Here is a 26,647-nt window from a genome sequence, read left to right on the forward strand (position 1 = left end):
TATAATGGCTTACAGCGAAAAAGTTATCGACCATTACGAGAATCCGCGTAACGTGGGTTCCTTTGACAACAACGACGAGAACGTCGGCAGCGGCATGGTGGGTGCACCGGCCTGTGGCGACGTGATGAAGTTGCAGATTAAAGTCAACGATGAAGGTATCATTGAAGACGCGCGTTTTAAAACTTACGGCTGCGGTTCCGCTATCGCTTCCAGCTCCCTGGTCACCGAATGGGTGAAAGGGAAGTCTCTCGACGAAGCGCAGGCGATCAAAAACACCGATATTGCTGAAGAACTTGAACTGCCGCCGGTGAAAATTCACTGTTCTATTCTGGCAGAAGACGCGATCAAAGCCGCCATTGCGGACTATAAAAGCAAACGTGAAGCAAAATAAGAGTTGAGGTTTGGTTATGTCGATTACACTGAGCGACAGTGCAGCAGCGCGAGTAAATACCTTTCTGGCTAACCGCGGTAAAGGGTTTGGCCTGCGTCTGGGCGTGAGAACCTCCGGGTGTTCAGGTATGGCTTATGTACTGGAATTTGTTGACGAACCGACGCCGGAAGACATCGTGTTTGAAGACAAAGGCGTGAAAGTCGTGGTCGATGGCAAAAGCCTGCAATTTCTGGACGGTACGCAGCTGGACTTCGTCAAAGAAGGCCTTAACGAAGGGTTTAAATTCACCAACCCGAACGTCAAAGATGAGTGTGGTTGCGGCGAAAGCTTCCACGTTTGATGCGCATACCGATAACCCCACCGTGGTCGCCTGCGCGTGGGGTTTGTTTTACCTGATTCGCCGTTATCGCGGCGGATCGCAGCCCTGAGAATGTTATGGATTACTTCACCCTCTTTGGCTTGCCTGCCCGTTATCAACTCGATACCCAGGCGCTGAGCCTGCGTTTTCAGGATCTACAACGTCAGTATCATCCTGATAAATTCGCCAGCGGAAGCCAGGCGGAACAACTCGCCGCCGTACAGCAATCCGCGACCATTAACCAGGCCTGGCAAACGCTGCGTCATCCGTTAATGCGCGCGGAATATTTGCTTTCTTTGCACGGTTTTGATCTCGCCAGCGAGCAGCATACTGTGCGCGACACCGCGTTCCTGATGGAACAGCTGGAACTGCGCGAAGAACTGGACGAGATCGAACAGGCGAAAGATGAAGCGCGGCTGGAAAGCTTTATCAAACGTGTGAAAAAGATGTTTGATACCCGCCATCAGTTGATGGTTGAACAGTTAGACAACGAGACGTGGGACGCGGCGGCGGATACTGTGCGTAAGCTGCGTTTTCTCGATAAACTGCGGAGCAGTGCCGAACAACTCGAAGAAAAACTGCTCGATTTTTAATTTCTGGAAGCTAAACATGGCCTTATTACAAATTAGTGAACCTGGTTTGAGTGCTGCGCCGCATCAGCGTCGCCTGGCGGCCGGTATTGACCTGGGCACAACCAACTCGCTGGTGGCAACAGTGCGCAGCGGTCAGGCCGAAACGTTAGCTGACCATGAAGGCCGTCACCTGCTGCCGTCTGTTGTTCACTATCAACAGCAAGGGCATTCGGTGGGTTATGACGCGCGTACTAACGCAGCGCTCGACACCGCCAACACCATTAGTTCTGTTAAACGCCTGATGGGGCGCTCGCTGGCTGATATCCAGCAACGCTATCCGCATCTGCCTTATCAATTCCAGGCCAGCGAGAATGGCCTGCCGATGATTGAAACGGCGGCGGGGCTGCTGAACCCGGTGCGCGTTTCTGCGGACATCCTCAAAGCACTGGCGGCGCGGGCAACTGAAGCCCTGGCAGGCGAGCTGGATGGTGTCGTTATCACCGTTCCGGCGTACTTTGATGATGCCCAGCGTCAGGGCACCAAAGACGCGGCGCGTCTGGCGGGGCTGCATGTTCTGCGCTTACTTAATGAACCGACCGCTGCGGCTATTGCCTACGGGCTGGATTCCGGCCAGGAAGGCGTGATCGCTGTTTATGACCTCGGCGGCGGGACGTTTGATATTTCCATTCTGCGCTTAAGTCGCGGCGTGTTTGAAGTGCTGGCGACCGGCGGTGATTCCGCGCTCGGCGGCGATGATTTCGACCATCTGCTGGCGGATTACATTCGCGAGCAGGCGGGCATTCCTGATCGTAGCGATAACCGCGTTCAGCGTGAACTGCTCGATGCTGCCATTGCGGCCAAAATCGCGCTGAGCGATGCGGACTCTGTGACCGTTAACGTTGCGGGCTGGCAGGGCGAAATCAGCCGTGAACAATTCAATGAACTGATCGCGCCACTGGTAAAACGAACCTTACTGGCTTGTCGTCGCGCGCTGAAAGATGCGGGCGTAGAAGCTGATGAAGTGCTGGAAGTGGTGATGGTGGGCGGTTCTACTCGCGTGCCGCTGGTGCGTGAACGAGTAGGCGAATTTTTCGGTCGTCCACCGCTGACTTCTATCGACCCGGATAAAGTCGTCGCTATTGGCGCGGCGATTCAGGCGGATATTCTGGTGGGTAACAAGCCGGACAGCGAAATGCTGTTGCTGGATGTGATCCCGCTGTCGCTGGGCCTCGAAACGATGGGCGGCCTGGTGGAGAAAGTGATCCCGCGTAATACCACGATTCCGGTGGCCCGCGCCCAGGATTTCACCACCTTTAAAGATGGTCAGACGGCGATGTCTATCCATGTGATGCAGGGTGAGCGCGAACTGGTGCAGGACTGCCGCTCGCTGGCGCGTTTTGCGCTGCGAGGTATTCCGGCGCTACCGGCTGGCGGTGCGCATATTCGCGTGACGTTCCAGGTCGATGCCGACGGTCTTTTGAGCGTGACGGCGATGGAGAAATCCACCGGCGTTGAGGCGTCTATTCAGGTCAAACCGTCTTATGGCCTGACCGATAGCGAAATCGCCTCGATGATCAAAGACTCAATGAGCTATGCCGAGCAGGACGTAAAAGCCCGAATGCTGGCAGAACAAAAAGTAGAAGCGGCGCGTGTGCTGGAAAGTCTGCACGGTGCGCTGGCTGCTGATGCCGCGCTGTTAAGCGCCGCAGAACGTCAGGTTATCGACGATGCTGCCGCTCACCTGAGTGAAGTGGCGCAGGGCGATGATGTTGACGCCATCGAACAAGCGATTAAAAACGTAGACAAACAAACCCAGGATTTCGCCGCTCGCCGCATGGACCAGTCGGTTCGTCGTGCGCTGAAAGGCCATTCCGTGGACGAGGTTTAATATGCCAAAGATTGTTATTTTGCCTCATCAGGATCTCTGCCCTGATGGCGCTGTTCTGGAAGCGAATAGCGGTGAAACCATTCTCGATGTTGCGCTGCGTAACGGTATCGAGATTGAACACGCCTGTGAAAAATCCTGTGCTTGCACCACCTGCCACTGCATCGTTCGCGAAGGTTTTGACTCGCTGCCGGAAAGCTCAGAGCAGGAAGACGACATGCTGGACAAAGCCTGGGGGCTGGAGCCGGAAAGCCGTTTAAGCTGCCAGGCGCGCGTTACCGACGAAGATTTAGTGGTCGAAATCCCGCGTTACACTATCAACCATGCGCGTGAGCATTAACAGAGGTTAGTATGGGACTTAAGTGGACCGATAGCCGCGAAATTGGCGAAGCACTGTACGATGCGTATCCCGATATTGATCCGAAAACGGTTCGATTCACCGATATGCATCAGTGGATTTGCGCTCTGGAAGATTTCGACGACGACCCGCAGGCATCGAACGAGAAAATCCTCGAAGCGATTTTGTTGGTCTGGCTGGACGAAGCCGAGTGAATGAACGGGCTGCCTGGGGGTAGCCCGTTTTGCTGTTAAACGAATAAGGATAACTAAAATGACAGAAGCGATGAAAATTACCCTTTCTACCCAACCTGCCGACGTGCGCTGGGGAGAAAAAGCAACTTACAGCATTAATAATGATGGCATTACCCTGCATTTGAACGGGGCAGACGATCTGGGGTTGATCCAGCGTGCGGCGCGCAAGGTTGATGGTCTGGGCATTAAGCATGTTCAGTTAAGCGGTGAAGGCTGGGATGCGGATCGCTGCTGGGCATTCTGGCAAGGTTACAAAGCCCCGAAAGGCACACGTAAAGTGGAGTGGCCAGAGCTGGACGATGCCCAGCGTCAGGAACTGGATAACCGCCTGATGATCATTGACTGGGTGCGTGACACCATCAACGCACCGGCAGAAGAGCTGGGACCATCGCAACTGGCACAGCGTGCTGTTGATCTGATCTGCAACGTCGCAGGGGATCGTGTGACTTACCGGATCACCAAAGGCGAAGATCTGCGTGAGCAAGGTTATATGGGGCTGCACACTGTCGGGCGCGGTTCAGAACGTTCTCCGGTATTGCTGGCGCTGGATTACAACCCAACTGGCGATAAAGAAGCGCCAGTGTACGCGTGCCTGGTTGGTAAAGGCATCACTTTTGATTCCGGCGGCTACAGCATCAAACAGACCGCGTTTATGGACTCGATGAAGTCGGATATGGGCGGTGCGGCAACGGTTACCGGGGCGCTGGCATTTGCCATTACGCGCGGACTGAACAAGCGCGTGAAGCTGTTCCTCTGTTGTGCGGATAACCTGATCAGCGGCAATGCGTTCAAGCTGGGCGATATCATCACCTATCGCAACGGTAAAAAAGTTGAAGTGATGAACACTGATGCCGAAGGGCGTCTGGTGCTGGCCGATGGCCTGATTGATGCCAGTGCGCAGAAACCGGAACTGATCATTGATGCGGCGACCCTCACCGGGGCGGCGAAAACTGCGCTGGGTAATGATTATCACGCGTTGTTCAGTTTTGACGATGCGCTTGCCGGTCGTTTGCTGGCGAGTGCCTCACAAGAGAACGAACCGTTCTGGCGTCTGCCGCTGGCGGAATTCCACCGCAGCCAGCTGCCGTCTAACTTTGCCGAACTGAACAATACCGGAAGCGCGGCGTATCCGGCAGGTGCAAGTACGGCTGCGGGCTTCCTGTCGCACTTTGTTGAGAACTATCAGCAAGGCTGGCTGCATATCGACTGCTCGGCGACTTACCGTAAAGCGCCGGTTGAACAGTGGTCTGCGGGTGCTACGGGACTTGGTGTGCGCACGATTGCTAATCTGTTAACGGCGTAAACTAATATGCCGGATGCGGCGTAAACGCCTTATCCGGCCTACAAATTGCGAAAATCCAATAGATTGCGACTCCCTTGTAGGCCTGATAAGCGTGGCGCATCAGGCACTTGCTCCCCGAACGTTGAATGAATTGTGGTTCTTATGTCCGAAACAAAAAACGAACTTGAAGACCTGCTGGAAAAAGCAGCAACCGAACCGGCGCACCGCCCGGCCTTTTTCCGTACTCTACTGGAATCCACCGTCTGGGTGCCTGGTACGGCGGCGCAGGGCGAGGCAGTAGTTGAAGATAGCGCGCTTGATTTACAGCACTGGGAAAAAGAAGACGGCACCAGCGTCATTCCTTTTTTTACCTCGTTAGAAGCACTTCAACAGGCGGTTGAAGACGAACAGGCATTTGTCGTAATGCCCGTTCGCACATTGTTTGAGATGACCCTTGGCGAAACGCTCTTCCTTAATGCCAAACTGCCAACCGGTAAAGAGTTTATGCCGCGTGAAATCAGTTTGTTGATTGGTGAAGAAGGGAATCCGCTGAGTAGCCAGGAAGTACTGGAAGGCGGTGAATCGCTGATATTATCGGAAGTCGCAGAGCCGCCAGCGCAAATGATTGATTCACTTACCACCTTATTTAAAACCATTAAGCCGGTGAAGCGTGCTTTTATTTGTTCAATTAAAGAGAACGAAGAGGCACAGCCTAATTTACTTATTGGCATTGAAGCCGATGGTGATATCGAAGAAATTATTCAGGTGGCGGGAAGTGTAGCGACCGATACATTACCTGGTGATGAACCCATCGATATTTGTCAGGTGAAAAAAGGGGAAAAAGGAATTAGCCACTTTATTACCGAACATATTGCGCCATTCTATGAACGTCGCTGGGGTGGTTTTTTGCGTGACTTTAAACAGAACCGGATAATCTAAAATATGCCGCCCCAAAGGGCGGCATTCGGGCTTACTTGCTGCTCTGAAGGTTGTTAACCACCAGTAAATTGTCGCCGAAGAGACTTCGGTTATTATTTACCTCGGTTAACAGCGCACCAGAAACAATAAGTACGATACAAAAGCACCGTATCTTCATTGTGCGGTCCATGCGAAGACCGCATCACGACAGCACCACTGGCGATATTGCCGCGATAGCAAGCGCTGAGACGCGCTTGCCCTAACGGTCGCGGAACATCCTTTCCTTAAGCCAGCGCCCGCTTGCGAGACGGCGGAAAGGGCCGCAGTGGATAATACACTAACAGAACAATAATAACTCTCTTTTACTTGACAAAAAGAGAGTTACTGGCGAGTATTGTGTCCGCTGAGACGCGCTTGCATTACTACGGTAATACAACCTGCTGGAAAGGCCGCGAACCAGACCAGCAATAAAAAACCGCCAAATTCGGCGGTTTTTTATTGCCCGTAAAAAGCTTATTTTACGGGCTCAACCGGTAAATCTGCCCGTGCGCCCCATTCACTCCATGCGCCGTCGTACAGTTTCACGTTTGGCACATCCAACGTCGCAAGTGCCAACAAAACCACGGCTGCTGTTACACCAGAACCGCAGCTGACGATAATTGGTTTGTCATAGCTGACACCGCGACCAAAAAATATCGCATCCAGTTCATCGGTCGTTTTTAGTTCGCCTTCACGTACCAGTTCCGTCCACGGAACGTTCAATGCACCGGGAATATGTCCGCGACGTAAACCTGGGCGAGGTTCATCAACTTCTGCGTTAAAACGTGTAGCCGGGCGGGCATCAATAATTTGCGCCGTATTTTCATGGCTTGCCAATAATACATCGGTTACTTTCACCACGGCTTCAGGATTAAACGCGGCGTTAAACTCTCCTTCCGGCAGCTCTACTGCGCCTTCTTCTAATAGCAGATCATCACGCAGCCAGCCTGCAAGTCCACCACCCAGAATCGACACTTTCTCTACACCAAAGGTGCGCAGCATCCACCATGCTCGTGGGGCTGAGAAAAGATTACCTTCGTCATAGACAATCAGGTGCTTATCCTGGTTAACGCCTAATTCACGCATCGCCACGGCGAACGTTTCCGGGCGCGGCAGCATGTGCGGAAGCGGGGAAGTGTGATCAGAAAGCGCTTCGATATCAAAAAACACTGCGCCGGGAATATGTCCATTCAGATACTCCTGAGCAACGTTACGATCTTCCTGTCCAGGCGACGCCATGCGGGCATCGATAATCTGAATTTCCGGGTCATCAATATGTTCGGCGAGCCAGTCGGCTCCTACAAACCATGTCGTGGACATAGGCATCTCCATTTTTGCCGGGGTTAGGCTAAATTGTCGGATGTTTAGTGAAAAGCGACAAGCAAAAGAGGCTGATTTGGCTGTCTGAGCCACAATTCTCACTAAAATTCGGATTGTATGGGCGTGATACTGAATTACATAACGTAAATTCTCACGCATAATAATTATTCGACGTTGCTAACGGGCCATTGTGGCAGGGATGAAAAATGAAAAAGTTACGCGTAGCCGCCTGCATGCTAATGCTGGCGCTGGCAGGGTGCGACAACAACGATAACGCGCCAACAGCGGTGAAAAAAGATGCGCCTTCTGAAGTTACTAAAGCGGCCTCTTCAGAAAACGTGAGTTCAGCAAAACTTTCCGCGCCGGAGCGACAAAAACTGGCCCAACAGAGTGCCGGTAAGGCGCTGACATTGCTGGATCTCTCTGAAGTTCAACTCGATGGCGCAGCCACGCTGGTGCTGACGTTCTCCATCCCTCTCGACCCGGATCAGGATTTCTCACGCGTTATTCATGTCGTCGATAAAAAAAGCGGCAAAGTGGATGGTGCCTGGGAGCTGTCAGATAATCTTAAAGAGCTGCGTTTACGCCACCTCGAACCGAAACGTGATTTGATCGTCACTATTGGCAAGGAGGTCAAAGCGCTCAATAACGCAACCTTTAGTAAAGATGACGAAAAAACTATAACTACCCGCGATATCCAACCCAGCGTCGGTTTTGCCAGTCGTGGTTCGTTGCTTCCTGGTAAGGTCGTTGAAGGGCTGCCGGTAATGGCGCTTAACGTTAACAATGTCGATGTTAACTTCTTCCGTGTGAAACCAGAATCACTGCCCGCTTTCATTAGCCAGTGGGAATACCGCAATTCGCTGGCGAACTGGCAGTCAGATAAACTGCTGCAGATGGCGGATCTGGTCTACACCGGACGGTTTGATCTCAATCCTGCGCGTAACACCCGTGAAAAATTATTGCTGCCGCTGGGCGATATCAAACCGCTTCAGCAGGCGGGCGTGTATCTGGCTGTGATGAATCAGGCTGGACGTTACGATTACAGTAATCCCGCGACGCTGTTTACGTTAAGTGATATTGGCGTTTCAGCTCACCGTTATCACAATCGTCTGGATATCTTTACCCAAAGTCTGGAAAACGGCGCGGCCCTGCAAGGAATTGAAGTCTCTTTATTAAATGAGAAAGGGCAGACTCTGACTCAGGCAACCAGTGACGCTCAGGGGCATGTGCAACTGGAAAATGATAAAAACGCGGCATTACTGCTGGCGCGTAAAAACGGTCAGACAACGCTGCTCGATTTAAAACTCCCGGCGCTGGACTTAGCGGAATTTAACATTGCTGGCGCGCCAGGCTATAGCAAACAGTTTTTCATGTTTGGCCCGCGCGATCTTTATCGCCCGGGTGAAACGGTCATCCTCAATGGTTTGCTGCGTGATGCAGACGGTAAAGCATTGCCCGATCAACCCATCAAGTTAGACGTGATTAAACCCGACGGGCAGGTACTCAGGAGCGTCGTTAGTCAGCCGGAGAATGGCCTCTACCACTTTACCTGGCCACTCGATAGCAATGCGGCAACCGGTATGTGGCATATTCGCGCTAACACGGGCGATAACCAGTATCGGATGTGGGATTTCCACGTCGAAGATTTTATGCCAGAGCGTATGGCGCTGAATCTGACCGGTGAGAAAACCCCGCTAACGCCGAAAGATGAAGTGAAATTCTCCGTGGTGGGGTACTACCTGTATGGTGCACTTGCGAATGGTAATACTTTGCAAGGGCAACTTTTCCTGCGCCCACAGCGTGAAGCTGTGTCAGCCTTACCTGGTTTTGAATTCGGCGATATAGCTGCCGAAAATCTTTCCCGCACGCTGGATGAAGTTCAGTTGACGCTGGATGATAAAGGGCGCGGCGAAGTTTCTACAGAAAGCCAGTGGAAGGAAACACATTCTCCATTACAGGTTATTTTCCAGGGTAGTTTGCTGGAATCGGGCGGTCGCCCGGTGACGCGCCGTGCTGAGCAGGCTATCTGGCCTGCCGATGCATTGCCGGGGATCCGTCCGCAGTTCGCCTCGAAATCGGTTTACGATTATCGCACCGACAGCACGGTGAAACAGCCCATTGTTGATGAAGGCAGTAACGCCGCTTTTGACATCGTTTATAGCGATGCGCAAGGCGTGAAAAAAGCCGTGTCGGGCTTGCAGGTGCGCCTGATTCGCGAACGCCGCGATTACTACTGGAACTGGTCGGAATATGAAGGCTGGCAGTCACAGTTTGATCAAAAAGATCTGATCGAAAATGAACAAACTCTGGATCTGAAAGCGGACGAAACCGGTAAGGTCAGTTTCCCGGTAGAGTGGGGCGCTTATCGTCTGGAAGTTAAAGCGCCGAATGAAGCGGTCAGTAGTGTGCGTTTCTGGGCTGGTTATAGCTGGCAGGATAACAGCGACGGGGGTGGTGCAGTGCGACCCGACCGTGTCACGCTGAAACTGGATAAAGCCAGTTATCGCCCTGGCGATACCATTAAGTTGCATATTGCCGCGCCAACGGCGGGTAAAGGTTATGCGATGGTCGAGTCCAGTGAAGGGCCGTTGTGGTGGCAAGAGATTGATGTTCCGGCTCAAGGGCTGGATCTGACGATTCCGGTCGATAAAACCTGGAATCGTCATGATCTGTATTTAAGTACGCTGGTGGTACGTCCTGGCGATAAATCTCGCTCCGCGACGCCAAAACGCGCGGTTGGGGTGTTGCATCTGCCGCTTGGTGATGAAAACCGTCGCCTCGATCTGGCGCTGGAAACCCCCACCAAAATGCGCCCCAATCAGCCATTAACCGTGAAAATTAAAGCCAGCAATAAAAATGGTGAGATGCCAAAACAGGTGAATGTGCTGGTGTCTGCCGTTGATAGCGGTGTGCTGAATATTACTGATTACGTCACGCCAGATCCGTGGCAGGCGTTCTTTGGTCAGAAACGCTATGGCGCAGACATTTACGATATTTACGGTCAGGTTATTGAAGGTCAGGGGCGTCTGGCAGCTCTGCGTTTTGGTGGTGATGGTGATGAGCTGAAACGTGGTGGTAAACCGCCGGTCAATCACGTCAATATTGTCGCGCAGCAGGCGCTGCCGGTAACGCTCAATGAACAGGGCGAAGGCTCGGTTACACTGCCAATTGGCGATTTTAACGGTGAATTGCGCGTCATGGCGCAAGCCTGGACGGCAGATGACTTCGGAAGCAACGAAAGCAAAGTGATTGTTGCCGCACCGGTGATTGCTGAACTTAACATGCCGCGCTTTATGGCGAGTGGCGATACCTCGCGCCTGACGCTGGATATCACTAATCTTACCGATAAACCGCAAAAACTTAATGTTGCTCTGACCGCCAGTGGCTTGCTTGAACTGGTGAGTAATTCCCCCGCACCTGTTGAATTAGCGCCAGGGGTGCGTACTACGCTGTTTATCCCGGTGCGTGCTCTGACGGGTTATGGCGATGGTGACATTCAGGCCACCATTAGCGGGTTAGCGTTACCGGGGGAAACCGTTGCCGATCAGCATAAGCAGTGGAAAATCGGCGTCCGTCCGGCATTCCCGGCACAAACGGTCAATTACGGTACGGCGTTACAGCCTGGTGAAACCTGGGCGCTCCCGGCTGATGGATTGCAAAACTTCTCGCCTGTTACGCTGGAAGGGCAGTTATTGTTGAGCGGCAAACCACCGCTGAACATCGCACGTTATATCAAAGAGTTAAAAGCGTATCCGTACGGCTGTCTCGAGCAAACCGCCAGCGGCCTGTTCCCGTCACTTTATACCAATGCAGCCCAACTGCAGGCGTTGGGCATCAAAGGCGACAGTGATGAGAAACGCCGTGCATCGGTCGATATCGGCATTTCCCGTTTGCTGCAAATGCAACGTGATAACGGCGGCTTTGCGCTGTGGGATAAAAACGGTGACGAAGAGTACTGGCTGACGGCTTACGTGATGGATTTCCTGGTCCGCGCAGGCGAACAGGGTTACAGCGTACCGACAGACGCCATTAACCGGGGTAATGAGCGTCTGCTGCGCTATTTACAAGATCCGGGCATGATATCGATCCCGTACGCTGATAATCTCAAAGCCAGTAAATTCGCCGTACAGTCTTACGCTGCGCTGGTGTTGGCCCGTCAGCAAAAAGCACCACTGGGTGCGCTGCGTGAAATCTGGGAGCATCGTGCAGATGCCGCTTCTGGTTTACCGCTGCTGCAACTTGGCGTTGCGCTGAAAATCATGGGTGATGCAACGCGTGGTGAAGAAGCGATTGTGCTGGCGCTGAAAACGCCGCGTAATAGTGATGAGCGGATATGGCTGGGTGATTACGGTAGTCCACTGCGCGACAGCGCGTTGATGCTCTCATTGCTGGAAGAGAACAAACTGCTACCCGATGAGCAGTACTCCCTGTTGAACACACTTTCGCAGCAGGCGTTCGGTGAACGCTGGCTATCGACGCAGGAAAGTAACGCGTTGTTCCTGGCTGCCCGTACTCTTCAGGATTTACCGGGCAAATGGCAGGCGCAAACCACTTTCTCTGCTGAGCCGCTGACAGGCGAGAAAGCGCAAACCAGCAATCTGAATAGCGATCAACTTGCCACCTTGCAGGTGACCAACAGTGGCGATCAGCCGTTATGGCTGCGTGTGGATGCCAGCGGTTATCCGCAATCCGCACCTTTACCGGCGAGCAATGTGCTGCAAATTGAGCGTCATATTCTGGGTACTGACGGTAAGAGCAAATCGCTGGACTCGTTACGTAGCGGCGATCTGGTGCTGGTGTGGTTGCAGGTTAAAGCCAGTAACAGTGTACCGGATGCGTTAGTCGTGGATCTGTTGCCTGCGGGGCTGGAACTGGAAAACCAGAATCTGGCGAACGGCGGCGCCAGCCTGGAGCAAAGTGGTGGTGAAGTGCAGAACTTGCTGAACCAGATGCAGCAGGCGAGCATTAAGCACATAGAGTTCCGTGACGATCGCTTTGTGGCGGCGGTTGCCGTTGATGAATATCAACCGGTAACGCTGGTGTATCTGGCGCGGGCGGTGACGCCGGGAACGTATCAGGTGCCGCAGCCTATGGTGGAATCAATGTATGTTCCTCAATGGCGGGCGACTGGTGCGGCTGACGATCTGTTGATAGTCAGACCGTAAATGCCTCGCCTGTTAACCAAACGCGGCTGCTGGATAATGCTGACAGCCGCGCCTTTTATCATCATTCTGGCAGCATGGGCAGCAGATAAACTCTGGCCTCTGCCATTGCAAGAAGTGAATCCTGCACGCGTGGTGGTGGCGCAGGATGGTACGCCACTCTGGCGTTTCGCCGATGCTGACGGCATCTGGCGTTATCCGGTAACAATCGAAGATGTTTCTCCACGTTACCTTGAAGCACTGATCAATTATGAAGATCGCTGGTTCTGGAAGCATCCGGGGGTGAATCCGTTCTCGGTGGCGCGTGCAGCCTGGCAAGATCTCACGTCGGGTCGGGTCATTTCCGGCGGCAGCACGCTCACCATGCAGGTGGCGCGCCTGCTTGATCCTCACCCCAAAACGTTTGGCGGCAAAATTCGTCAGCTCTGGCGCGCGTTGCAACTGGAATGGCATCTGTCTAAACGTGAAATTCTGACCTTGTATCTTAACCGTGCCCCGTTTGGCGGTACGTTGCAGGGGATTGGTGCGGCAAGTTGGGCTTATCTCGGGAAATCGCCTGCGAATTTAAGCTATTCCGAGGCGGCAATGCTGGCGGTGTTGCCGCAAGCGCCCAGCCGTCTTCGCCCGGATCGTTGGCCGGAGCGTGCCGAAGCCGCGCGTAATAAAGTGCTCGAACGGATGGCCGTGCAAGGTGTGTGGTCCCGTGAGCGGGTAAAAGAGTCAAGGGAAGAACCCATCTGGCTGGCACCCCGACAAATGCCGCAACTGGCACCGCTGTTTTCGCGCATGATGCTCGGTAAAAGCAAAAGCGACAAAATCGTTACTACGCTGGATGCCGGTCTTCAACGACGTCTGGAAGAACTGGCGCAAAACTGGAAAGGACGATTGCCACCGCGCAGCTCACTGGCGATGATCGTGGTTGATCATACCGATATGCGTGTTCGCGGCTGGGTGGGATCGGTTGATCTCAACGATGATTCACGCTTTGGTCATGTTGATATGGTCAATGCGATCCGATCGCCAGGATCGGTGCTCAAACCGTTTGCTTATGGTCTGGCGCTGGATGAAGGCGTGATCCACCCGGCATCGCTGTTGCAAGACGTCCCCCGACGCACCGGTGATTACCGACCTGGCAACTTTGACAGCGGTTTTCATGGCCCGATCAGCATGAGTGAGGCGCTGGTGCGATCGCTGAACTTACCTGCTGTGCAGGTGCTGGAAGCCTATGGACCGAAACGGTTTGCGGCAAAGTTACGCAATGTTGGATTGCCGTTGTATCTGCCCAACGGTGCTGCGCCGAATCTTTCGCTCATTCTCGGCGGCGCTGGCGCAAAACTGGAAGATATGGCAGCAGCGTATACCGCGTTTGCTCGCCACGGCAAGGCAGGCAAATTGCGCTTACAGCCTGACGATCCGCTGCTTGAACGGCCTTTAATGTCGTCGGGGGCTGCGTGGATCATTCGCCGGATTATGGCTGATGAAGCGCAACCCTTGCCGGATGGTGCCTTGCCGCGCGTCGCCCCACTGGCATGGAAAACGGGCACCAGCTATGGCTATCGTGATGCCTGGGCGATTGGGGTTAACGCTCGCTATGTCATTGGGATCTGGACTGGCAGACCGGACGGCACGCCCGTTGTTGGTCAGTTTGGCTTTGCCAGTGCCGTACCGCTGTTGAATCAGGTTAATAATATCTTACTGTCGCGCAGTGTGAATTTGCCGGAAGACCCACGTCCTGACTCTGTAAGTCGTGGCGTTATCTGCTGGCCGGGCGGACAGTCTTTGCCGGAAGGTGACGGTAACTGTCGCCGCCGCCTGGCAACCTGGCTGCTGGACGGGAGCCAGCCGCCAACTCTATTACTGCCGGAGCAGGAAGGCATTAATGGCATTCGTTTCCCCATCTGGCTGGATGAAAACGGCAAACGTGTTGCCGCTGATTGCCCTCAGGCGCGACAAGAAATGATAAATGTCTGGCCGCTACCGCTGGAACCCTGGCTGCCCGCATCAGAACGTCGCGCTGTGCGCTTGCCTCCGGCCTCGACAATTTGCCCGCCATACGGTCACGATGCACAACTCCCGCTGCAGCTAACAGGTGTGCGCGATGGCGCGATTATTAAACGTTTACCGGGCGCAGCGGAAGCGACTTTGCCGTTGCAATCAAGTGGAGGGGCAGGTGAACGCTGGTGGTTTCTGAACGGCGAACCGTTAACTGAACGTGGGCGCAACGTGACCCTGCATTTGACGGATAAAGGCGATTATCAATTGCTGGTGATGGATGACGTGGGGCAAATAGCGACAGTGAAATTTGTCATGCAATAGTCTGTTTTGTCCCTGATTGTTGCTTAAACTGGGTTTATTTTAAAAAAATGTTACCTTCATCAATAGTCAACGGCCCTGTTGCTCATTATAATCCGCGCCATCTCGTACGCTGGTACAGACAACAACAGAACAATTTACAGAGGTAAAAATGGCTATTGAACGTACTTTTTCCATCATCAAACCGAACGCAGTAGCAAAAAACGTGATTGGTAGTATCTTTGCGCGCTTTGAAGCTGCAGGGTTCAAAATTGTCGGCACCAAAATGCTGCACCTGACCGTTGAACAGGCTCGTGGCTTTTATGCTGAACACGATGGAAAACCGTTCTTTGATGGTCTGGTTGAATTCATGACTTCTGGCCCGATCGTTGTTTCCGTGCTGGAAGGTGAAAATGCTGTTCAGCGTCACCGCGATCTGCTGGGCGCGACCAATCCGGCAAACGCACTGGCCGGTACTCTGCGTGCTGATTACGCTGACAGCCTGACCGAAAATGGTACCCACGGTTCTGATTCCGTCGAATCTGCCGCTCGCGAAATCGCTTATTTCTTCGGCGAAGGCGAAGTGTGCCCGCGCACCCGTTAATAATTTCGTAAATGCCGCGTGCAAACGTGGCATCCGTGCGCCAGAATTTGTACAATGCAGCGCCCCCGGACGAGCAGCCGCTCACCGGGGCGTTTCTTTTTTCAACCCTCCAGGGGCCATAACGTGTAATAACGAGGCCGGAATAGCATATGTCTGAACAATTAGTCACACCTGAAAACGTCACCACGAAAGATGGAAAAATCAACCTGCTGGATCTCAACCGTCAGCAGATGCGGGAGTTTTTTAAAGATTTAGGTGAAAAACCCTTCCGCGCCGATCAGGTGATGAAGTGGATGTATCACTATTGCTGCGACAACTTTGATGAGATGACCGACATCAATAAAGTGTTGCGCGGCAAACTGAAAGAGGTGGCGGAAATCCGTGCACCGGAAGTGGTTGAAGAACAGCGTTCATCTGACGGCACCATTAAATGGGCGATCGCCGTTGGCGATCAGCGCGTTGAAACGGTGTATATCCCGGAAGACGACCGTGCCACGCTCTGCGTCTCTTCGCAGGTGGGGTGTGCGCTGGAGTGTAAATTCTGTTCCACCGCCCAGCAGGGCTTTAATCGCAACCTGCGGGTATCGGAAATTATCGGCCAGGTGTGGCGTGCGGCGAAAATTGTCGGCGCAGCAAAAGTCACCGGTCAGCGCCCAATCACTAACGTAGTGATGATGGGTATGGGCGAGCCGCTGCTCAACCTGAACAACGTCGTTCCGGCGATGGAAATCATGCTTGATGATTTCGGTTTTGGCCTGTCAAAACGTCGCGTCACGCTTTCCACTTCCGGTGTGGTTCCGGCGCTGGATAAACTCGGCGATATGATCGACGTTGCGCTGGCAATTTCCCTGCACGCGCCGAACGACGAAATTCGTGACGAAATTGTGCCGATCAACAAAAAGTACAATATCGAAACGTTCCTTGCGGCGGTGCGCCGTTATCTGGAGAAATCCAACGCCAATCAGGGCCGAGTCACTATTGAATACGTGATGCTTGACCACGTTAACGACGGCACTGAACACGCGCACCAACTGGCAGAACTGCTGAAAGATACGCCGTGTAAGATCAACCTGATCCCGTGGAACCCGTTCCCGGGCGCGCCGTATGGACGCAGTTCGAACAGCCGTATCGACCGTTTCTCAAAAGTGCTGATGAGCTACGGTTTCACCACTATTGTGCGTAAAACTCGTGGTGATGACATTGATGCTGCCTGTGGTCAGTTGGCGGGCGATGTTATCGACCGTACGAAACGTACCCTGCGTAAACGGATGCAGGGTGAAGCCATCGACATTAAAGCGGTCTGATAGCCATTACGCCACGGTTACTTTATGTACCGTGGCGTAATCTTTTATGAATGAAGTATTAAGTTGCAATTGTCTGGTCAATATTAACGGTGCGTTTTTGCTGACTTTAAGGCAGTATGTAACGATGCAACAGTAAGTTAGCCTTAGCGAATGTGGGCTTTGTCACGAGCACACAGACGGTCTTATACTGTATGATAACGGTTAACTTAACGGATGTTTCGCGGTGTGGGTGAGCATGATGGTTCACCGGCATCTCAATTCTCATTTAAACGTACCTGCAGCGAATGAATACTGAAGCCACGCACGACCAAAATGAAGCACTTACTACCGGCGCTCGCCTGCGTAATGCTCGCGAACAACTAGGACTTAGTCAACAGGCCGTTGCCGAGCGACTTTGCCTGAAGGTTTCCACGGTACGCGACATTGAAGAAGATAAGGCACCCGCCGATCTTGCTTCAACATTCCTGCGCGGATATATCCGCTCTTATGCGCGTCTGGTACATATTCCAGAAGAAGAACTGCTGCCAGGGCTGGAAAAGCAGGCTCCACTACGGGCTGCAAAAGTTGCGCCGATGCAGAGTTTTTCCCTCGGTAAACGCCGCAAAAAACGTGACGGCTGGCTGATGACCTTCACCTGGCTGGTGTTGTTTGTGGTTATTGGTCTGAGCGGTGCCTGGTGGTGGCAAGACCACAAAGCTCAGCAGGAAGAGATCACCACTATGGCCGATCAATCTTCTGCGGAACTGAATAATAATCAAAGCCAGAGTGTACCGTTAGATACGTCGACAACCACAGATCAGGCTATGGCGACCACGCCGACATCACCTGTGGATACCATCGCAACCAACACGCAAACACCTGCCGTAACTGCGCCAGCACCAGCTGTTGATCCGCAACAGAATGCGGTTGTTCCACCTTCGCAGGCAAATGTTGATACCGCTGCGACTCCGGCACCAGCGGCAACAACAACACCAGATGGCGCTGCGCCGTTGCCAACCGATCAGGCTGGCGTGACCACGCCGGCGGTTGACCCGAATGCGCTGGTGATGAACTTTACTTCCGATTGCTGGCTGGAAGTCACCGATGCTACCGGTAAAAAACTGTTTAGCGGTATGCAGCGTAAAGACGGTAATTTGAACTTAACCGGCCAGGCACCGTACAAACTGAAAATTGGTGCGCCAGCCGCAGTACAGATCCAGTATCAAGGGAAACCTGTCGATCTGAGTCGTTTTATCAGAACTAACCAGGTTGCGCGTCTGACCCTCAATGCCGAACAATCACCGGCGCAGTAACAGACGGGTAACGCGGGAGATTTTTCATGCATAACCAGGCTCCAATTCAACGTAGAAAATCAACACGTATTTACGTTGGGAATGTGCCGATTGGCGATGGTGCTCCCATCGCCGTACAGTCCATGACCAATACGCGTACGACAGACGTCGAAGCAACGGTCAATCAAATCAAAGCGCTGGAACGCGTTGGCGCTGATATCGTCCGTGTCTCCGTACCGACGATGGACGCGGCAGAAGCGTTCAAACTCATCAAACAGCAGGTTAACGTGCCGCTGGTGGCTGACATCCACTTCGACTATCGCATTGCGCTGAAAGTAGCGGAATACGGCGTCGATTGTCTGCGTATTAACCCTGGCAATATCGGTAATGAAGAGCGTATTCGCATGGTGGTTGACTGTGCGCGCGATAAAAACATTCCGATCCGTATTGGCGTTAACGCCGGATCGTTGGAAAAAGATCTGCAAGAAAAGTATGGCGAACCGACGCCGCAGGCGTTGCTGGAATCCGCCATGCGTCATGTTGATCATCTCGATCGCCTGAACTTCGATCAGTTCAAAGTCAGTGTGAAAGCGTCTGACGTCTTCCTCGCTGTTGAGTCTTATCGTTTGCTGGCAAAACAAATCGATCAGCCGCTGCATCTGGGGATCACCGAAGCCGGTGGTGCGCGCAGCGGGGCAGTAAAATCCGCTATTGGTTTAGGTCTGCTGCTGTCTGAAGGCATCGGCGACACGCTGCGCGTATCGCTGGCGGCCGATCCGGTCGAAGAGATCAAAGTCGGTTTCGATATTTTGAAATCGCTGCGTATCCGTTCGCGCGGGATCAACTTCATCGCCTGCCCGACCTGTTCGCGTCAGGAATTTGATGTTATCGGTACGGTTAACGCGCTGGAGCAACGCCTGGAAGATATAATCACTCCGATGGACGTTTCGATTATCGGCTGCGTGGTGAATGGCCCAGGTGAGGCGCTGGTTTCTACACTCGGCGTCACTGGCGGCAACAAGAAAAGCGGCCTCTATGAAGATGGCGTGCGCAAAGACCGTCTGGACAACAACGATATGATCGATCAGCTGGAAGCGCGCATTCGTGCGAAAGCCAGTCAGCTGGACGAAGCGCGTCGAATTGACGTTCAGCAGGTTGAAAAATAATAACGTGATGGGAAGCGCCTCGCTTCCCGTGTATGATTGAACCCGCATGGCTCCCGAAACATTGAGGGAAGCGTTGAGGGTTCATTTTTATATTCAGAAAGAGAATAAACGTGGCAAAAAACATTCAAGCCATTCGCGGCATGAACGATTACCTGCCTGGCGAAACGGCCATCTGGCAGCGCATTGAAGGCACACTGAAAAACGTGCTCGGCAGCTACGGTTACAGTGAAATCCGCTTGCCGATTGTAGAGCAGACCCCGCTATTCAAACGTGCGATTGGTGAAGTCACCGACGTGGTTGAAAAAGAGATGTACACCTTTGAGGATCGCAATGGCGACAGCCTGACTCTGCGCCCTGAAGGGACGGCGGGCTGTGTACGCGCCGGCATCGAGCATGGTCTTCTGTACAATCAGGAACAGCGTCTGTGGTATATCGGGCCTATGTTCCGTCACGAGCGTCCGCAGAAAGGGCGTTATCGTCAGTTCCATCAGTTGGGCTGCGAAGTTTTCGGTCTGCAAGGTCCGGATATCGACGCCGAACTGATTATGCTCACTGCCCGCTGGTGGCGCGCGCTGGGTATTTCCGAGCACGTAACTCTTGAGCTGAACTCTATCGGTTCGCTGGAAGCTCGTGCGAATTACCGCGATGCGCTGGTGGCATTCCTTGAGCAGCATAAAGAAAAGCTGGACGAAGACTGCAAACGCCGCATGTACACTAACCCGTTGCGCGTACTGGATTCAAAAAATCCGGAAGTGCAGGTGCTTCTCAACGACGCTCCGGCATTAGGCGATTATCTGGACGAGGAATCTCGTGAGCACTTTGCCGGTCTGTGCAAACTGCTTGAGAGCGCGGGGATCGCTTACACTGTAAACCAGCGTCTGGTGCGCGGTCTGGATTACTATAACCGTACCGTTTTCGAGTGGGTGACTAACAGCCTCGGTTCCCAGGGCACCGTGTGTGCAGGTGGTCGTTATGACGGTCTGGTGGAACAACTGGGTGGTCGTGCAACACCGGCAGTCGGTTTTGCGATGGGCCTCGAACGTCTTGTATTGTTAGTTCAGGCCGTTAATCCGGAATTTAAAGCCGATCCTGTTGTCGATATATACCTGGTGGCTTCAGGTGCTGACACACAATCTGCGGCTATGGCATTAGCAGAGCGTCTGCGTGATGAATTACCGGGTGTGAAACTGATGACCAACCACGGCGGCGGCAACTTTAAGAAACAGTTTGCCCGTGCTGATAAATGGGGTGCCCGCGTTGCTGTGGTGCTGGGTGAGTCTGAAGTGGCTAACGGCACAGCAGTAGTGAAGGATTTGCGCTCTGGTGAGCAAACTGCAGTTGCGCAGGATAGCGTAGCCGCGCATTTGCGCACGTTACTGGGTTAAGGAAGGAGAAGGACAGCGTGGAAATTTACGAGAACGAAAACGACCAGGTTGAAGCGGTTAAACGCTTTTTTGCTGAAAATGGCAAAGCACTGGCTGTTGGGGTGATTTTGGGCGTTGGCGCACTGATTGGCTGGCGCTACTGGAATAGCCATCAGGTTGATTCTGCACGCTCCGCTTCTCTTGCCTATCAAAATGCGGTTACCGCAGTGAGCGAAGGCAAACCGGATAGCATCCCAGCGGCGGAAAAATTTGCTGCTGAAAATAAAAATACTTATGGTGCGCTGGCTTCTTTGGAACTTGCGCAGCAATTTGTTGACAAAAATGAACTAGAGAAAGCTGCCGCCCAGTTACAACAGGGGCTGGCAGACACGAGCGATGAAAATCTCAAAGCCGTGATAAATCTGCGTCTTGCTCGCGTTCAGGTACAGCTCAAGCAGGCTGATGCCGCGCTAAAAACCCTTGATGCTATCAAAGGTGAAGGGTGGGCTGCCATTGTTGCCGACCTGCGTGGTGAAGCATTGCTGAGCAAAGGTGATAAGCAAGGTGCGCGTAGTGCATGGGAAGCAGGCGTGAAAAGCGATGTTACCCCGGCACTGAGCGAAATGATGCAGATGAAAATTAATAATTTGTCCATCTGAGAGGGACCCGATGCAATTGCGTAAATTACTGCTGCCAGGACTGCTTTCCGTTACCCTTTTAAGCGGCTGTTCGCTGTTTAACAGCGAAGAAGATGTGGTAAAGATGTCCCCATTGCCAACCGTTGAAAACCAGTTTACGCCGACTACTGTGTGGAGCACTTCCGTTGGTAGCGGCATTGGCAACTTCTATTCCAATCTTCATCCGGCACTGGCGGACAACGTTGTCTATGCAGCGGACCGCGCTGGTTTAGTAAAAGCGCTGAATGCGGATGACGGCAAAGAAATCTGGTCTGTCAACCTGGCCGAGAAAGATGGCTGGTTCTCTAAAGATCCTGCATTACTTTCTGGCGGCGTGACCGTGTCTGGTGGGCATGTCTACATTGGCACCGAAAAGGCGCAGGTTTACGCGCTGAATACCAGCGATGGTACTGTGGCATGGCAAACTAAAGTCGCGGGTGAAGCACTTTCGCGCCCGGTGGTCAGCGACGGTCTGGTGTTAATCCACACCAGTAACGGTCAGTTACAAGCGCTGAACGAAGCTGACGGCGCTGTCAAATGGACAGTTAACCTCGATATGCCTTCGCTCTCTTTGCGTGGCGAGTCTGCGCCGGCAACGGCTTTTGGTGCGGCCGTCGTGGGTGGCGATAATGGTCGCGTCAGCGCAGTGCTGATGGAACAGGGCCAGATGATTTGGCAGCAGCGTATTTCCCAGGCGACCGGTTCTACCGAAATTGACCGTCTGAGCGATGTTGACACGACTCCCGTCGTTGTTAACGGCGTTGTTTTCGCGCTGGCCTATAATGGTAACCTGACGGCGCTTGATCTGCGCAGTGGTCAGATTATGTGGAAACGCGAACTGGGTTCGGTGAATGATTTCATCGTCGACGGCAATCGCATCTATCTGGTCGATCAAAATGACCGGGTGATGGCGTTGACCATTGATGGCGGCGTTACGCTGTGGACACAAAGCGATCTGCTGCATCGCCTGCTGACTTCTCCGGTGCTGTATAATGGCAACCTGGTGGTAGGCGACAGTGAAGGTTATCTGCACTGGATTAACGTCGAAGATGGTCGTTTCGTTGCCCAGCAAAAAGTTGATAGTTCCGGTTTCCAGACTGAACCGGTTGCTGCTGACGGCAAACTGCTGATCCAGGCAAAAGACGGAACCGTGTACTCTATTACACGTTAATCGTCTCTGTCGTTCACTTTGAAAACGGCTCCTGGACAGGGGCCGTTTTCCTGTTTTTAACAACGACACGAATATAGCGTGCGTTGTCTGATGATTTATAAAAATGAGGCTTTAAACATGGTACCTGTGGTCGCGCTTGTCGGGCGCCCTAACGTAGGAAAATCCACGTTATTTAACCGTCTAACTCGCACCCGAGATGCGCTGGTTGCGGATTTCCCGGGTCTGACTCGTGACCGTAAGTACGGTCGTGCGGAAATTGAAGGCCGTGAGTTTATCTGCATTGATACCGGCGGGATTGATGGCACAGAAGACGGTGTAGAAACCCGCATGGCGGAACAGTCGCTGCTGGCGATTGAAGAAGCGGACGTCGTACTGTTTATGGTGGATGCGCGCGCGGGCCTGATGCCGGCGGATGAAGCGATTGCTAAACATCTGCGCTCCCGTGAAAAACCGACCTTCCTGGTGGCAAACAAAACTGACGGTCTGGATCCCGATCAGGCAGTGGTTGATTTCTACGCGCTTGGTTTAGGTGAAATCTACCCGATCGCCGCGTCTCACGGTCGTGGCGTATTAAGTCTGCTGGAGCACGTGCTGCTGCCGTGGATGGAAGATCTCGCACCGCAAGAAGAAGTCGACGAAGACGCCGAATACTGGGCGCAATTTGAAGCGGAAGAGAACGGCGAAGAAGAAGAGGAAGACGACTTCGACCCGCAAAGTCTGCCGATCAAACTGGCGATTGTGGGTCGCCCGAACGTAGGTAAGTCTACACTCACTAACCGTATTCTTGGTGAAGAGCGCGTTGTTGTTTACGACATGCCTGGCACGACGCGTGACAGTATCTACATTCCAATGGAACGCGACGGACGTGAGTATGTGCTCATTGACACCGCTGGCGTACGTAAACGCGGCAAAATCACCGATGCGGTAGAGAAATTCTCGGTAATCAAAACGTTGCAGGCCATTGAAGATGCCAACGTGGTGATGTTGGTGATTGATGCGCGCGAAGGTATTTCCGATCAGGATCTCTCCTTGCTGGGCTTTATTCTCAATAGTGGGCGCTCACTTGTGATTGTAGTGAACAAGTGGGACGGCCTGAGCCAGGAAGTGAAAGAGCAGGTGAAAGAGACGCTGGACTTCCGTCTGGGCTTTATCGATTTTGCTCGTGTGCACTTTATCTCTGCCTTGCACGGCAGTGGTGTTGGAAACTTGTTTGAATCAGTACGTGAAGCGTATGACAGCTCCACCCGTCGTGTGGGGACCTCTATGCTGACGCGCATCATGACGATGGCTGTTGAAGATCACCAACCGCCGCTGGTACGCGGTCGTCGTGTGAAGCTGAAATACGCCCACGCCGGGGGTTATAACCCGCCGATTGTGGTGATTCACGGCAATCAGGTGAAAGACCTGCCTGATTCCTACAAGCGTTACCTGATGAACTACTTCCGCAAATCCCTGGACGTAATGGGATCGCCGATTCGTATTCAGTTCAAAGAAGGGGAAAACCCGTATGCGAACAAGCGTAATACCCTGACGCCGACTCAGATGCGCAAGCGTAAGCGTCTGATGAAGCACATCAAGAAAAGTAAGTAATCACTTATCTGGTTTCCCTTTCCACACGGAGAGGGAAACCGAATAACACGCGAGGAGTATTTATGGCACTCAACTGTCCAACCTGCAAAACCCCTCTCGAACGCAATGGCGAGACTGCTCACTGTGCAACTTGCGACAAAGACTTTACCGTCCAGGCACTTTGCCCTGAGTGTCATCAGCCGTTACAAGTGTTAAAAGCTTGTGGTGCTGTGGATTATTTCTGCCAACATGGGCACGGTTTAATATCTAAAAAACGCGTTGAATTTGTTATTGCTTAATATCACTTGAATGTATTGTTTTGTCATTTGTATTTAATGTGCAAATGATAAAACAATCTGTTATGGTGGAATAACTAATGAAAGCGAGCGAAATCACTAATTTAAATAATTAAGAATATATTTATTCTTTATAACATGTCTTTCTGAAAAATCAGGAATATAATATTAAAAATTATTTTTGACTTTATCGTCACAGGGAAAGCACATGCTGCGATGGAAACGCTGTATTATGCTAACATTTATCTCTGGTGCTGCTTTCGCGGCACCAGAGATAAATGTTAAGCAAAACGAATCGTTACCTGATTTAGGTAGCCAGGCAGCACAACAGGATGAACAAACCAACAAGGGTAAATCGCTGAAAGAGCGCGGAGCCGATTACGTCATCAACTCCGCCACGCAAGGGTTTGAAAACTTGACCCCTGAGGCGCTGGAATCTCAGGCCAGAAGCTATCTGCAAAGTCAAATCACCTCAACCGCACAATCTTATATTGAAGACACACTCTCTCCCTACGGTAAGGTCCGTTCGAACCTCTCCATTGGTCAGGGCGGCGATCTGGATGGCAGTTCCATCGATTATTTTGTTCCCTGGTACGATAATCAAACCACTGTTTATTTCAGCCAATTTTCTGCGCAACGAAAAGAAGATCGTACGATCGGAAATATAGGGCTTGGTGTAAGACATAATTTTGATAAATGGTTATTGGGTGGAAATATATTTTATGATTATGATTTTACCCGTGGACATCGCCGTTTAGGTATAGGCGCTGAAGCGTGGACTGATTATTTAAAATTTTCTGGTAACTATTATCATCCGCTTTCTGACTGGAAAGACTCTGAAGATTTCGACTTTTATGAAGAACGCCCTGCGAGCGGTTGGGATATTCGTGCCGAAGCCTGGCTTCCCGCTTATCCGCAGCTTGGCGGTAAAATCGTTTTCGAACATTATTACGGGGATGAAGTTGCGCTATTTGGTACCGACAATCTAGAGAAAGATCCCTTCGCTGTCACGTTAGGCGTGAAATACCAGCCTGTTCCGCTCATTGCTGTAGGAACGGACTTCAAAGCAGGAACCGGTGATAACACCGATACCACGGTCAACGCAACGCTTAACTACCAGTTTGGCGTCCCGCTCAAAGACCAGCTTGATCCTGACAAAGTGAGCGCGGCTCACTCACTCATGGGCAGCCGTCACGACTTTGTTGAACGTAACAACTTTATTGTTCTGGAATATAAAGAGAAAGATCCCCTCGATGTCACTTTGTGGCTGAAAGCTGATGCGATGAATGAACATCCCGAGTGCGTGATTAAAGATACGCCAGAAGAAGCTATCGGGCTGGAAAAATGTAAATGGACCATTAACGCGCTTGTCAACCACCACTACAAAATTGTCGCTGCGTCATGGCAGGCGAAAAACAATGCCGCCCGCACGCTGGTGATGCCGGTTATCAAAGAGAATACCCTGACAGAGGGCAACAATAACCACTGGAACCTGGTGCTGCCCGTCTGGCAGTACAGCTCTGACAAAGCCGAACAAGGAAAACTCAATACCTGGCGGGTTCGCCTGGCGCTGAAAGATGAAAAGGGCAACCGACAGAACTCAGGCGTGGTGGAAATCACCGTTCAGCAGGACCGTAAAATTGAGCTGATTGTTAATAACATCGCGAACGTGCCGGAAGAGAACAACCACAGCCACGAAGCCAGTGCACAGGCTGATGGTGTAGATGGTGTGGTGATGGATCTCGATATTACTGATAGCTTTGGCGACAACACTGACCGCAACGGTAATGTCTTGCCGCAGGATAATCTCAACCCGCAGCTGTTTGATGCCAACGATAAAAAAGTGACGCTGACGAATAACCCCTGCACTACCGAGACTCCCTGTGTCTTTATCGCCAAACAAGATAAAGAAAAGGGGACCGTTACGCTCTCCAGTACGTTGCCTGGCACCTTCCGTTGGAAGGCGAAAGCTGCCCCCTATGATGACAGTAACTATGTTGACGTAACGTTCCTGGGGGCTGACATCGGCGGGCTGAATGCCTTTATCTATCGCGTTGGTGCGGCTAAATCCGTGAATCTTATCGGCAATAAAGAACCGTTGCCCCTCAATAGCCGATATCGCTTTGTGTTGTGGCGCGACGCTAACAAAGACGGTGTGTTCCAGCTATCTGAAAAGCTCACTGACGAAGAGATGAAACAGTATGACTACCAATGGGAATTCACGGGGCATAGCGTAAATGGCAATACTGGCGCGCAAGCCAATACCACTAACGTCGATATCGAGATCCCGGCAACGAACAAGGAAGCGGCAGCGAAGTTTAGTGCCCAGGTAACCGATGGTGTGCAAGGGTACGGTTTGCAGGTCAATTACAGCAAGACATAGGAACAGCGCCATGGCTGATCGGGCCACCG

At 52.4% G+C, this 26,647-nt stretch carries 22 protein-coding genes; 20 read left to right on the forward strand and 2 right to left on the reverse strand.

The window, feature by feature from the left end; translation table 11 throughout:
- Nucleotides 1-4 precede the first annotated feature (4 nt).
- The 8 genes from iscU (at nucleotide 5) to sseB (ending at nucleotide 6,018) form a co-directional block, all read left to right on the forward strand.
- Nucleotides 5-391 (forward strand): Fe-S cluster assembly scaffold IscU, encoded by a 387-nt coding sequence (gene iscU, locus ACJHX4_RS20355; protein ID WP_000331707.1) that lies wholly within the window; start codon nucleotides 5-7, stop codon nucleotides 389-391.
- 16 nt (nucleotides 392-407) lie between these two features.
- Nucleotides 408-731 carry an iron-sulfur cluster assembly protein IscA gene (iscA, locus tag ACJHX4_RS20360; RefSeq protein WP_000028953.1) on the forward strand — a complete coding sequence of 108 codons (324 nt, stop codon included), beginning with the start codon at nucleotides 408-410 and terminating at the stop codon, nucleotides 729-731.
- Nucleotides 732-826: 95 nt separating this feature from the next.
- Nucleotides 827-1,342, forward strand: a complete 516-nt coding sequence (hscB, locus tag ACJHX4_RS20365) for a co-chaperone HscB (RefSeq protein WP_000384413.1) — start codon at nucleotides 827-829, stop codon at nucleotides 1,340-1,342.
- Nucleotides 1,343-1,358: 16 nt separating this feature from the next.
- Nucleotides 1,359-3,209 carry a Fe-S protein assembly chaperone HscA gene (gene hscA, locus ACJHX4_RS20370; protein ID WP_001196613.1) on the forward strand — a complete coding sequence of 617 codons (1,851 nt, stop codon included), beginning with the start codon at nucleotides 1,359-1,361 and terminating at the stop codon, nucleotides 3,207-3,209.
- A gap of 1 nt (nucleotide 3,210) precedes the next feature.
- Nucleotides 3,211-3,546, forward strand: coding sequence for an ISC system 2Fe-2S type ferredoxin (gene fdx, locus ACJHX4_RS20375; protein WP_001124471.1), 336 nt, complete (start codon nucleotides 3,211-3,213; stop codon nucleotides 3,544-3,546).
- Between the two features lie 11 nt (nucleotides 3,547-3,557).
- Nucleotides 3,558-3,758: a Fe-S cluster assembly protein IscX gene (gene iscX, locus ACJHX4_RS20380; protein ID WP_000523612.1), complete on the forward strand. Its 201-nt coding sequence runs from the start codon at nucleotides 3,558-3,560 to the stop codon at nucleotides 3,756-3,758.
- A 58-nt stretch (nucleotides 3,759-3,816) separates the two neighbouring features.
- Nucleotides 3,817-5,100: an aminopeptidase PepB gene (gene pepB, locus ACJHX4_RS20385; RefSeq protein ID WP_000133610.1), complete on the forward strand. Its 1,284-nt coding sequence runs from the start codon at nucleotides 3,817-3,819 to the stop codon at nucleotides 5,098-5,100.
- A 141-nt stretch (nucleotides 5,101-5,241) separates the two neighbouring features.
- Nucleotides 5,242-6,018 (forward strand): enhanced serine sensitivity protein SseB, encoded by a 777-nt coding sequence (gene sseB, locus ACJHX4_RS20390; protein ID WP_001296292.1) that lies wholly within the window; start codon nucleotides 5,242-5,244, stop codon nucleotides 6,016-6,018.
- A 31-nt stretch (nucleotides 6,019-6,049) separates the two neighbouring features.
- Here the strand turns inward: sseB and timP are convergent, their stop codons facing one another.
- Together timP and sseA are read right to left on the reverse strand one after the other, a co-directional pair.
- Entirely contained in the window at nucleotides 6,050-6,175 is a 126-nt protein-coding gene (gene timP / locus ACJHX4_RS20395; RefSeq protein ID WP_242804991.1) for a small toxic inner membrane protein TimP, read from the reverse strand.
- A gap of 335 nt (nucleotides 6,176-6,510) precedes the next feature.
- Entirely contained in the window at nucleotides 6,511-7,356 is an 846-nt protein-coding gene (gene sseA, locus ACJHX4_RS20400; RefSeq protein WP_000108615.1) for a 3-mercaptopyruvate sulfurtransferase, read from the reverse strand.
- A gap of 206 nt (nucleotides 7,357-7,562) precedes the next feature.
- Between sseA and yfhM the strand changes: the two genes are divergently transcribed.
- The 12 genes from yfhM to sinH all read left to right on the forward strand — a co-directional run bounded on the left by yfhM (nucleotide 7,563) and on the right by sinH (nucleotide 26,618).
- On the forward strand, nucleotides 7,563-12,524 hold the full coding sequence (yfhM, locus tag ACJHX4_RS20405; RefSeq protein WP_001531888.1) for an alpha2-macroglobulin: 4,962 nt from the start codon (nucleotides 7,563-7,565) through the stop codon (nucleotides 12,522-12,524).
- Nucleotides 12,525-14,837, forward strand: a complete 2,313-nt coding sequence (pbpC, locus tag ACJHX4_RS20410) for a peptidoglycan glycosyltransferase PbpC (protein ID WP_001137648.1) — start codon at nucleotides 12,525-12,527, stop codon at nucleotides 14,835-14,837.
- Nucleotides 14,838-14,985: 148 nt separating this feature from the next.
- Nucleotides 14,986-15,417, forward strand: coding sequence for a nucleoside-diphosphate kinase (ndk, locus tag ACJHX4_RS20415; protein ID WP_000963841.1), 432 nt, complete (start codon nucleotides 14,986-14,988; stop codon nucleotides 15,415-15,417).
- A gap of 149 nt (nucleotides 15,418-15,566) precedes the next feature.
- Nucleotides 15,567-16,721: a bifunctional tRNA (adenosine(37)-C2)-methyltransferase TrmG/ribosomal RNA large subunit methyltransferase RlmN gene (locus ACJHX4_RS20420; RefSeq protein ID WP_000003317.1), complete on the forward strand. Its 1,155-nt coding sequence runs from the start codon at nucleotides 15,567-15,569 to the stop codon at nucleotides 16,719-16,721.
- Between the two features lie 284 nt (nucleotides 16,722-17,005).
- Complete coding sequence (gene rodZ, locus ACJHX4_RS20425; RefSeq protein WP_001531886.1) at nucleotides 17,006-18,013, forward strand: cytoskeleton protein RodZ; 1,008 nt, start codon at nucleotides 17,006-17,008, stop codon at nucleotides 18,011-18,013.
- 26 nt (nucleotides 18,014-18,039) lie between these two features.
- Nucleotides 18,040-19,158 carry a flavodoxin-dependent (E)-4-hydroxy-3-methylbut-2-enyl-diphosphate synthase gene (gene ispG / locus ACJHX4_RS20430; protein WP_000551807.1) on the forward strand — a complete coding sequence of 373 codons (1,119 nt, stop codon included), beginning with the start codon at nucleotides 18,040-18,042 and terminating at the stop codon, nucleotides 19,156-19,158.
- A 110-nt stretch (nucleotides 19,159-19,268) separates the two neighbouring features.
- The gene (hisS, locus tag ACJHX4_RS20435; RefSeq protein ID WP_001107179.1) at nucleotides 19,269-20,543 is read left to right on the forward strand and encodes a histidine--tRNA ligase; all 1,275 of its coding nucleotides are present in this window, start codon (nucleotides 19,269-19,271) and stop codon (nucleotides 20,541-20,543) included.
- A gap of 17 nt (nucleotides 20,544-20,560) precedes the next feature.
- Nucleotides 20,561-21,181 carry an ancillary SecYEG translocon subunit YfgM gene (gene yfgM, locus ACJHX4_RS20440; protein WP_000409203.1) on the forward strand — a complete coding sequence of 207 codons (621 nt, stop codon included), beginning with the start codon at nucleotides 20,561-20,563 and terminating at the stop codon, nucleotides 21,179-21,181.
- A 10-nt stretch (nucleotides 21,182-21,191) separates the two neighbouring features.
- Nucleotides 21,192-22,370, forward strand: coding sequence for an outer membrane protein assembly factor BamB (gene bamB / locus ACJHX4_RS20445; RefSeq protein ID WP_001177062.1), 1,179 nt, complete (start codon nucleotides 21,192-21,194; stop codon nucleotides 22,368-22,370).
- 117 nt (nucleotides 22,371-22,487) lie between these two features.
- On the forward strand, nucleotides 22,488-23,960 hold the full coding sequence (der, locus tag ACJHX4_RS20450) for a ribosome biogenesis GTPase Der (protein WP_001296291.1): 1,473 nt from the start codon (nucleotides 22,488-22,490) through the stop codon (nucleotides 23,958-23,960).
- Between the two features lie 62 nt (nucleotides 23,961-24,022).
- A complete protein-coding gene (locus ACJHX4_RS20455; RefSeq protein WP_001196896.1) occupies nucleotides 24,023-24,238 on the forward strand; it encodes a zinc ribbon domain-containing protein in 216 nt (71 codons plus the stop codon).
- 205 nt (nucleotides 24,239-24,443) lie between these two features.
- Nucleotides 24,444-26,618 carry an intimin-like inverse autotransporter SinH gene (gene sinH, locus ACJHX4_RS20460; RefSeq protein ID WP_001531885.1) on the forward strand — a complete coding sequence of 725 codons (2,175 nt, stop codon included), beginning with the start codon at nucleotides 24,444-24,446 and terminating at the stop codon, nucleotides 26,616-26,618.
- Nucleotides 26,619-26,647: the final 29 nt, after the last annotated feature.

Source organism: Escherichia sp. WS2035, assembly GCF_046487065.1.
GTDB classification, from domain to species: Bacteria; Pseudomonadota; Gammaproteobacteria; order Enterobacterales; family Enterobacteriaceae; genus Escherichia; species Escherichia coli.

Excerpts from the sequence above, each read along its gene's own strand:
- iscU (WP_000331707.1), top strand. The coding sequence starts at position 5 with ATGGCTTACAGCGAAAAAGTTATCGACCATTACGAGAATCCGCGTAAC.
- iscA (WP_000028953.1), top strand. The coding sequence starts at position 408 with ATGTCGATTACACTGAGCGACAGTGCAGCAGCGCGAGTAAATACCTTT.
- hscB (WP_000384413.1), top strand. The coding sequence starts at position 827 with ATGGATTACTTCACCCTCTTTGGCTTGCCTGCCCGTTATCAACTCGAT.
- hscA (WP_001196613.1), top strand. The coding sequence starts at position 1,359 with ATGGCCTTATTACAAATTAGTGAACCTGGTTTGAGTGCTGCGCCGCAT.
- fdx (WP_001124471.1), top strand. The coding sequence starts at position 3,211 with ATGCCAAAGATTGTTATTTTGCCTCATCAGGATCTCTGCCCTGATGGC.
- iscX (WP_000523612.1), top strand. The coding sequence starts at position 3,558 with ATGGGACTTAAGTGGACCGATAGCCGCGAAATTGGCGAAGCACTGTAC.
- pepB (WP_000133610.1), top strand. The coding sequence starts at position 3,817 with ATGACAGAAGCGATGAAAATTACCCTTTCTACCCAACCTGCCGACGTG.
- sseB (WP_001296292.1), top strand. The coding sequence starts at position 5,242 with ATGTCCGAAACAAAAAACGAACTTGAAGACCTGCTGGAAAAAGCAGCA.
- timP (WP_242804991.1), bottom strand. The coding sequence starts at position 6,175 with ATGAAGATACGGTGCTTTTGTATCGTACTTATTGTTTCTGGTGCGCTG.
- sseA (WP_000108615.1), bottom strand. The coding sequence starts at position 7,356 with ATGTCCACGACATGGTTTGTAGGAGCCGACTGGCTCGCCGAACATATT.
- yfhM (WP_001531888.1), top strand. The coding sequence starts at position 7,563 with ATGAAAAAGTTACGCGTAGCCGCCTGCATGCTAATGCTGGCGCTGGCA.
- pbpC (WP_001137648.1), top strand. The coding sequence starts at position 12,525 with ATGCCTCGCCTGTTAACCAAACGCGGCTGCTGGATAATGCTGACAGCC.
- ndk (WP_000963841.1), top strand. The coding sequence starts at position 14,986 with ATGGCTATTGAACGTACTTTTTCCATCATCAAACCGAACGCAGTAGCA.
- ACJHX4_RS20420 (WP_000003317.1), top strand. The coding sequence starts at position 15,567 with ATGTCTGAACAATTAGTCACACCTGAAAACGTCACCACGAAAGATGGA.
- rodZ (WP_001531886.1), top strand. The coding sequence starts at position 17,006 with ATGAATACTGAAGCCACGCACGACCAAAATGAAGCACTTACTACCGGC.
- ispG (WP_000551807.1), top strand. The coding sequence starts at position 18,040 with ATGCATAACCAGGCTCCAATTCAACGTAGAAAATCAACACGTATTTAC.
- bamB (WP_001177062.1), top strand. The coding sequence starts at position 21,192 with ATGCAATTGCGTAAATTACTGCTGCCAGGACTGCTTTCCGTTACCCTT.
- der (WP_001296291.1), top strand. The coding sequence starts at position 22,488 with ATGGTACCTGTGGTCGCGCTTGTCGGGCGCCCTAACGTAGGAAAATCC.
- ACJHX4_RS20455 (WP_001196896.1), top strand. The coding sequence starts at position 24,023 with ATGGCACTCAACTGTCCAACCTGCAAAACCCCTCTCGAACGCAATGGC.
- sinH (WP_001531885.1), top strand. The coding sequence starts at position 24,444 with ATGCTGCGATGGAAACGCTGTATTATGCTAACATTTATCTCTGGTGCT.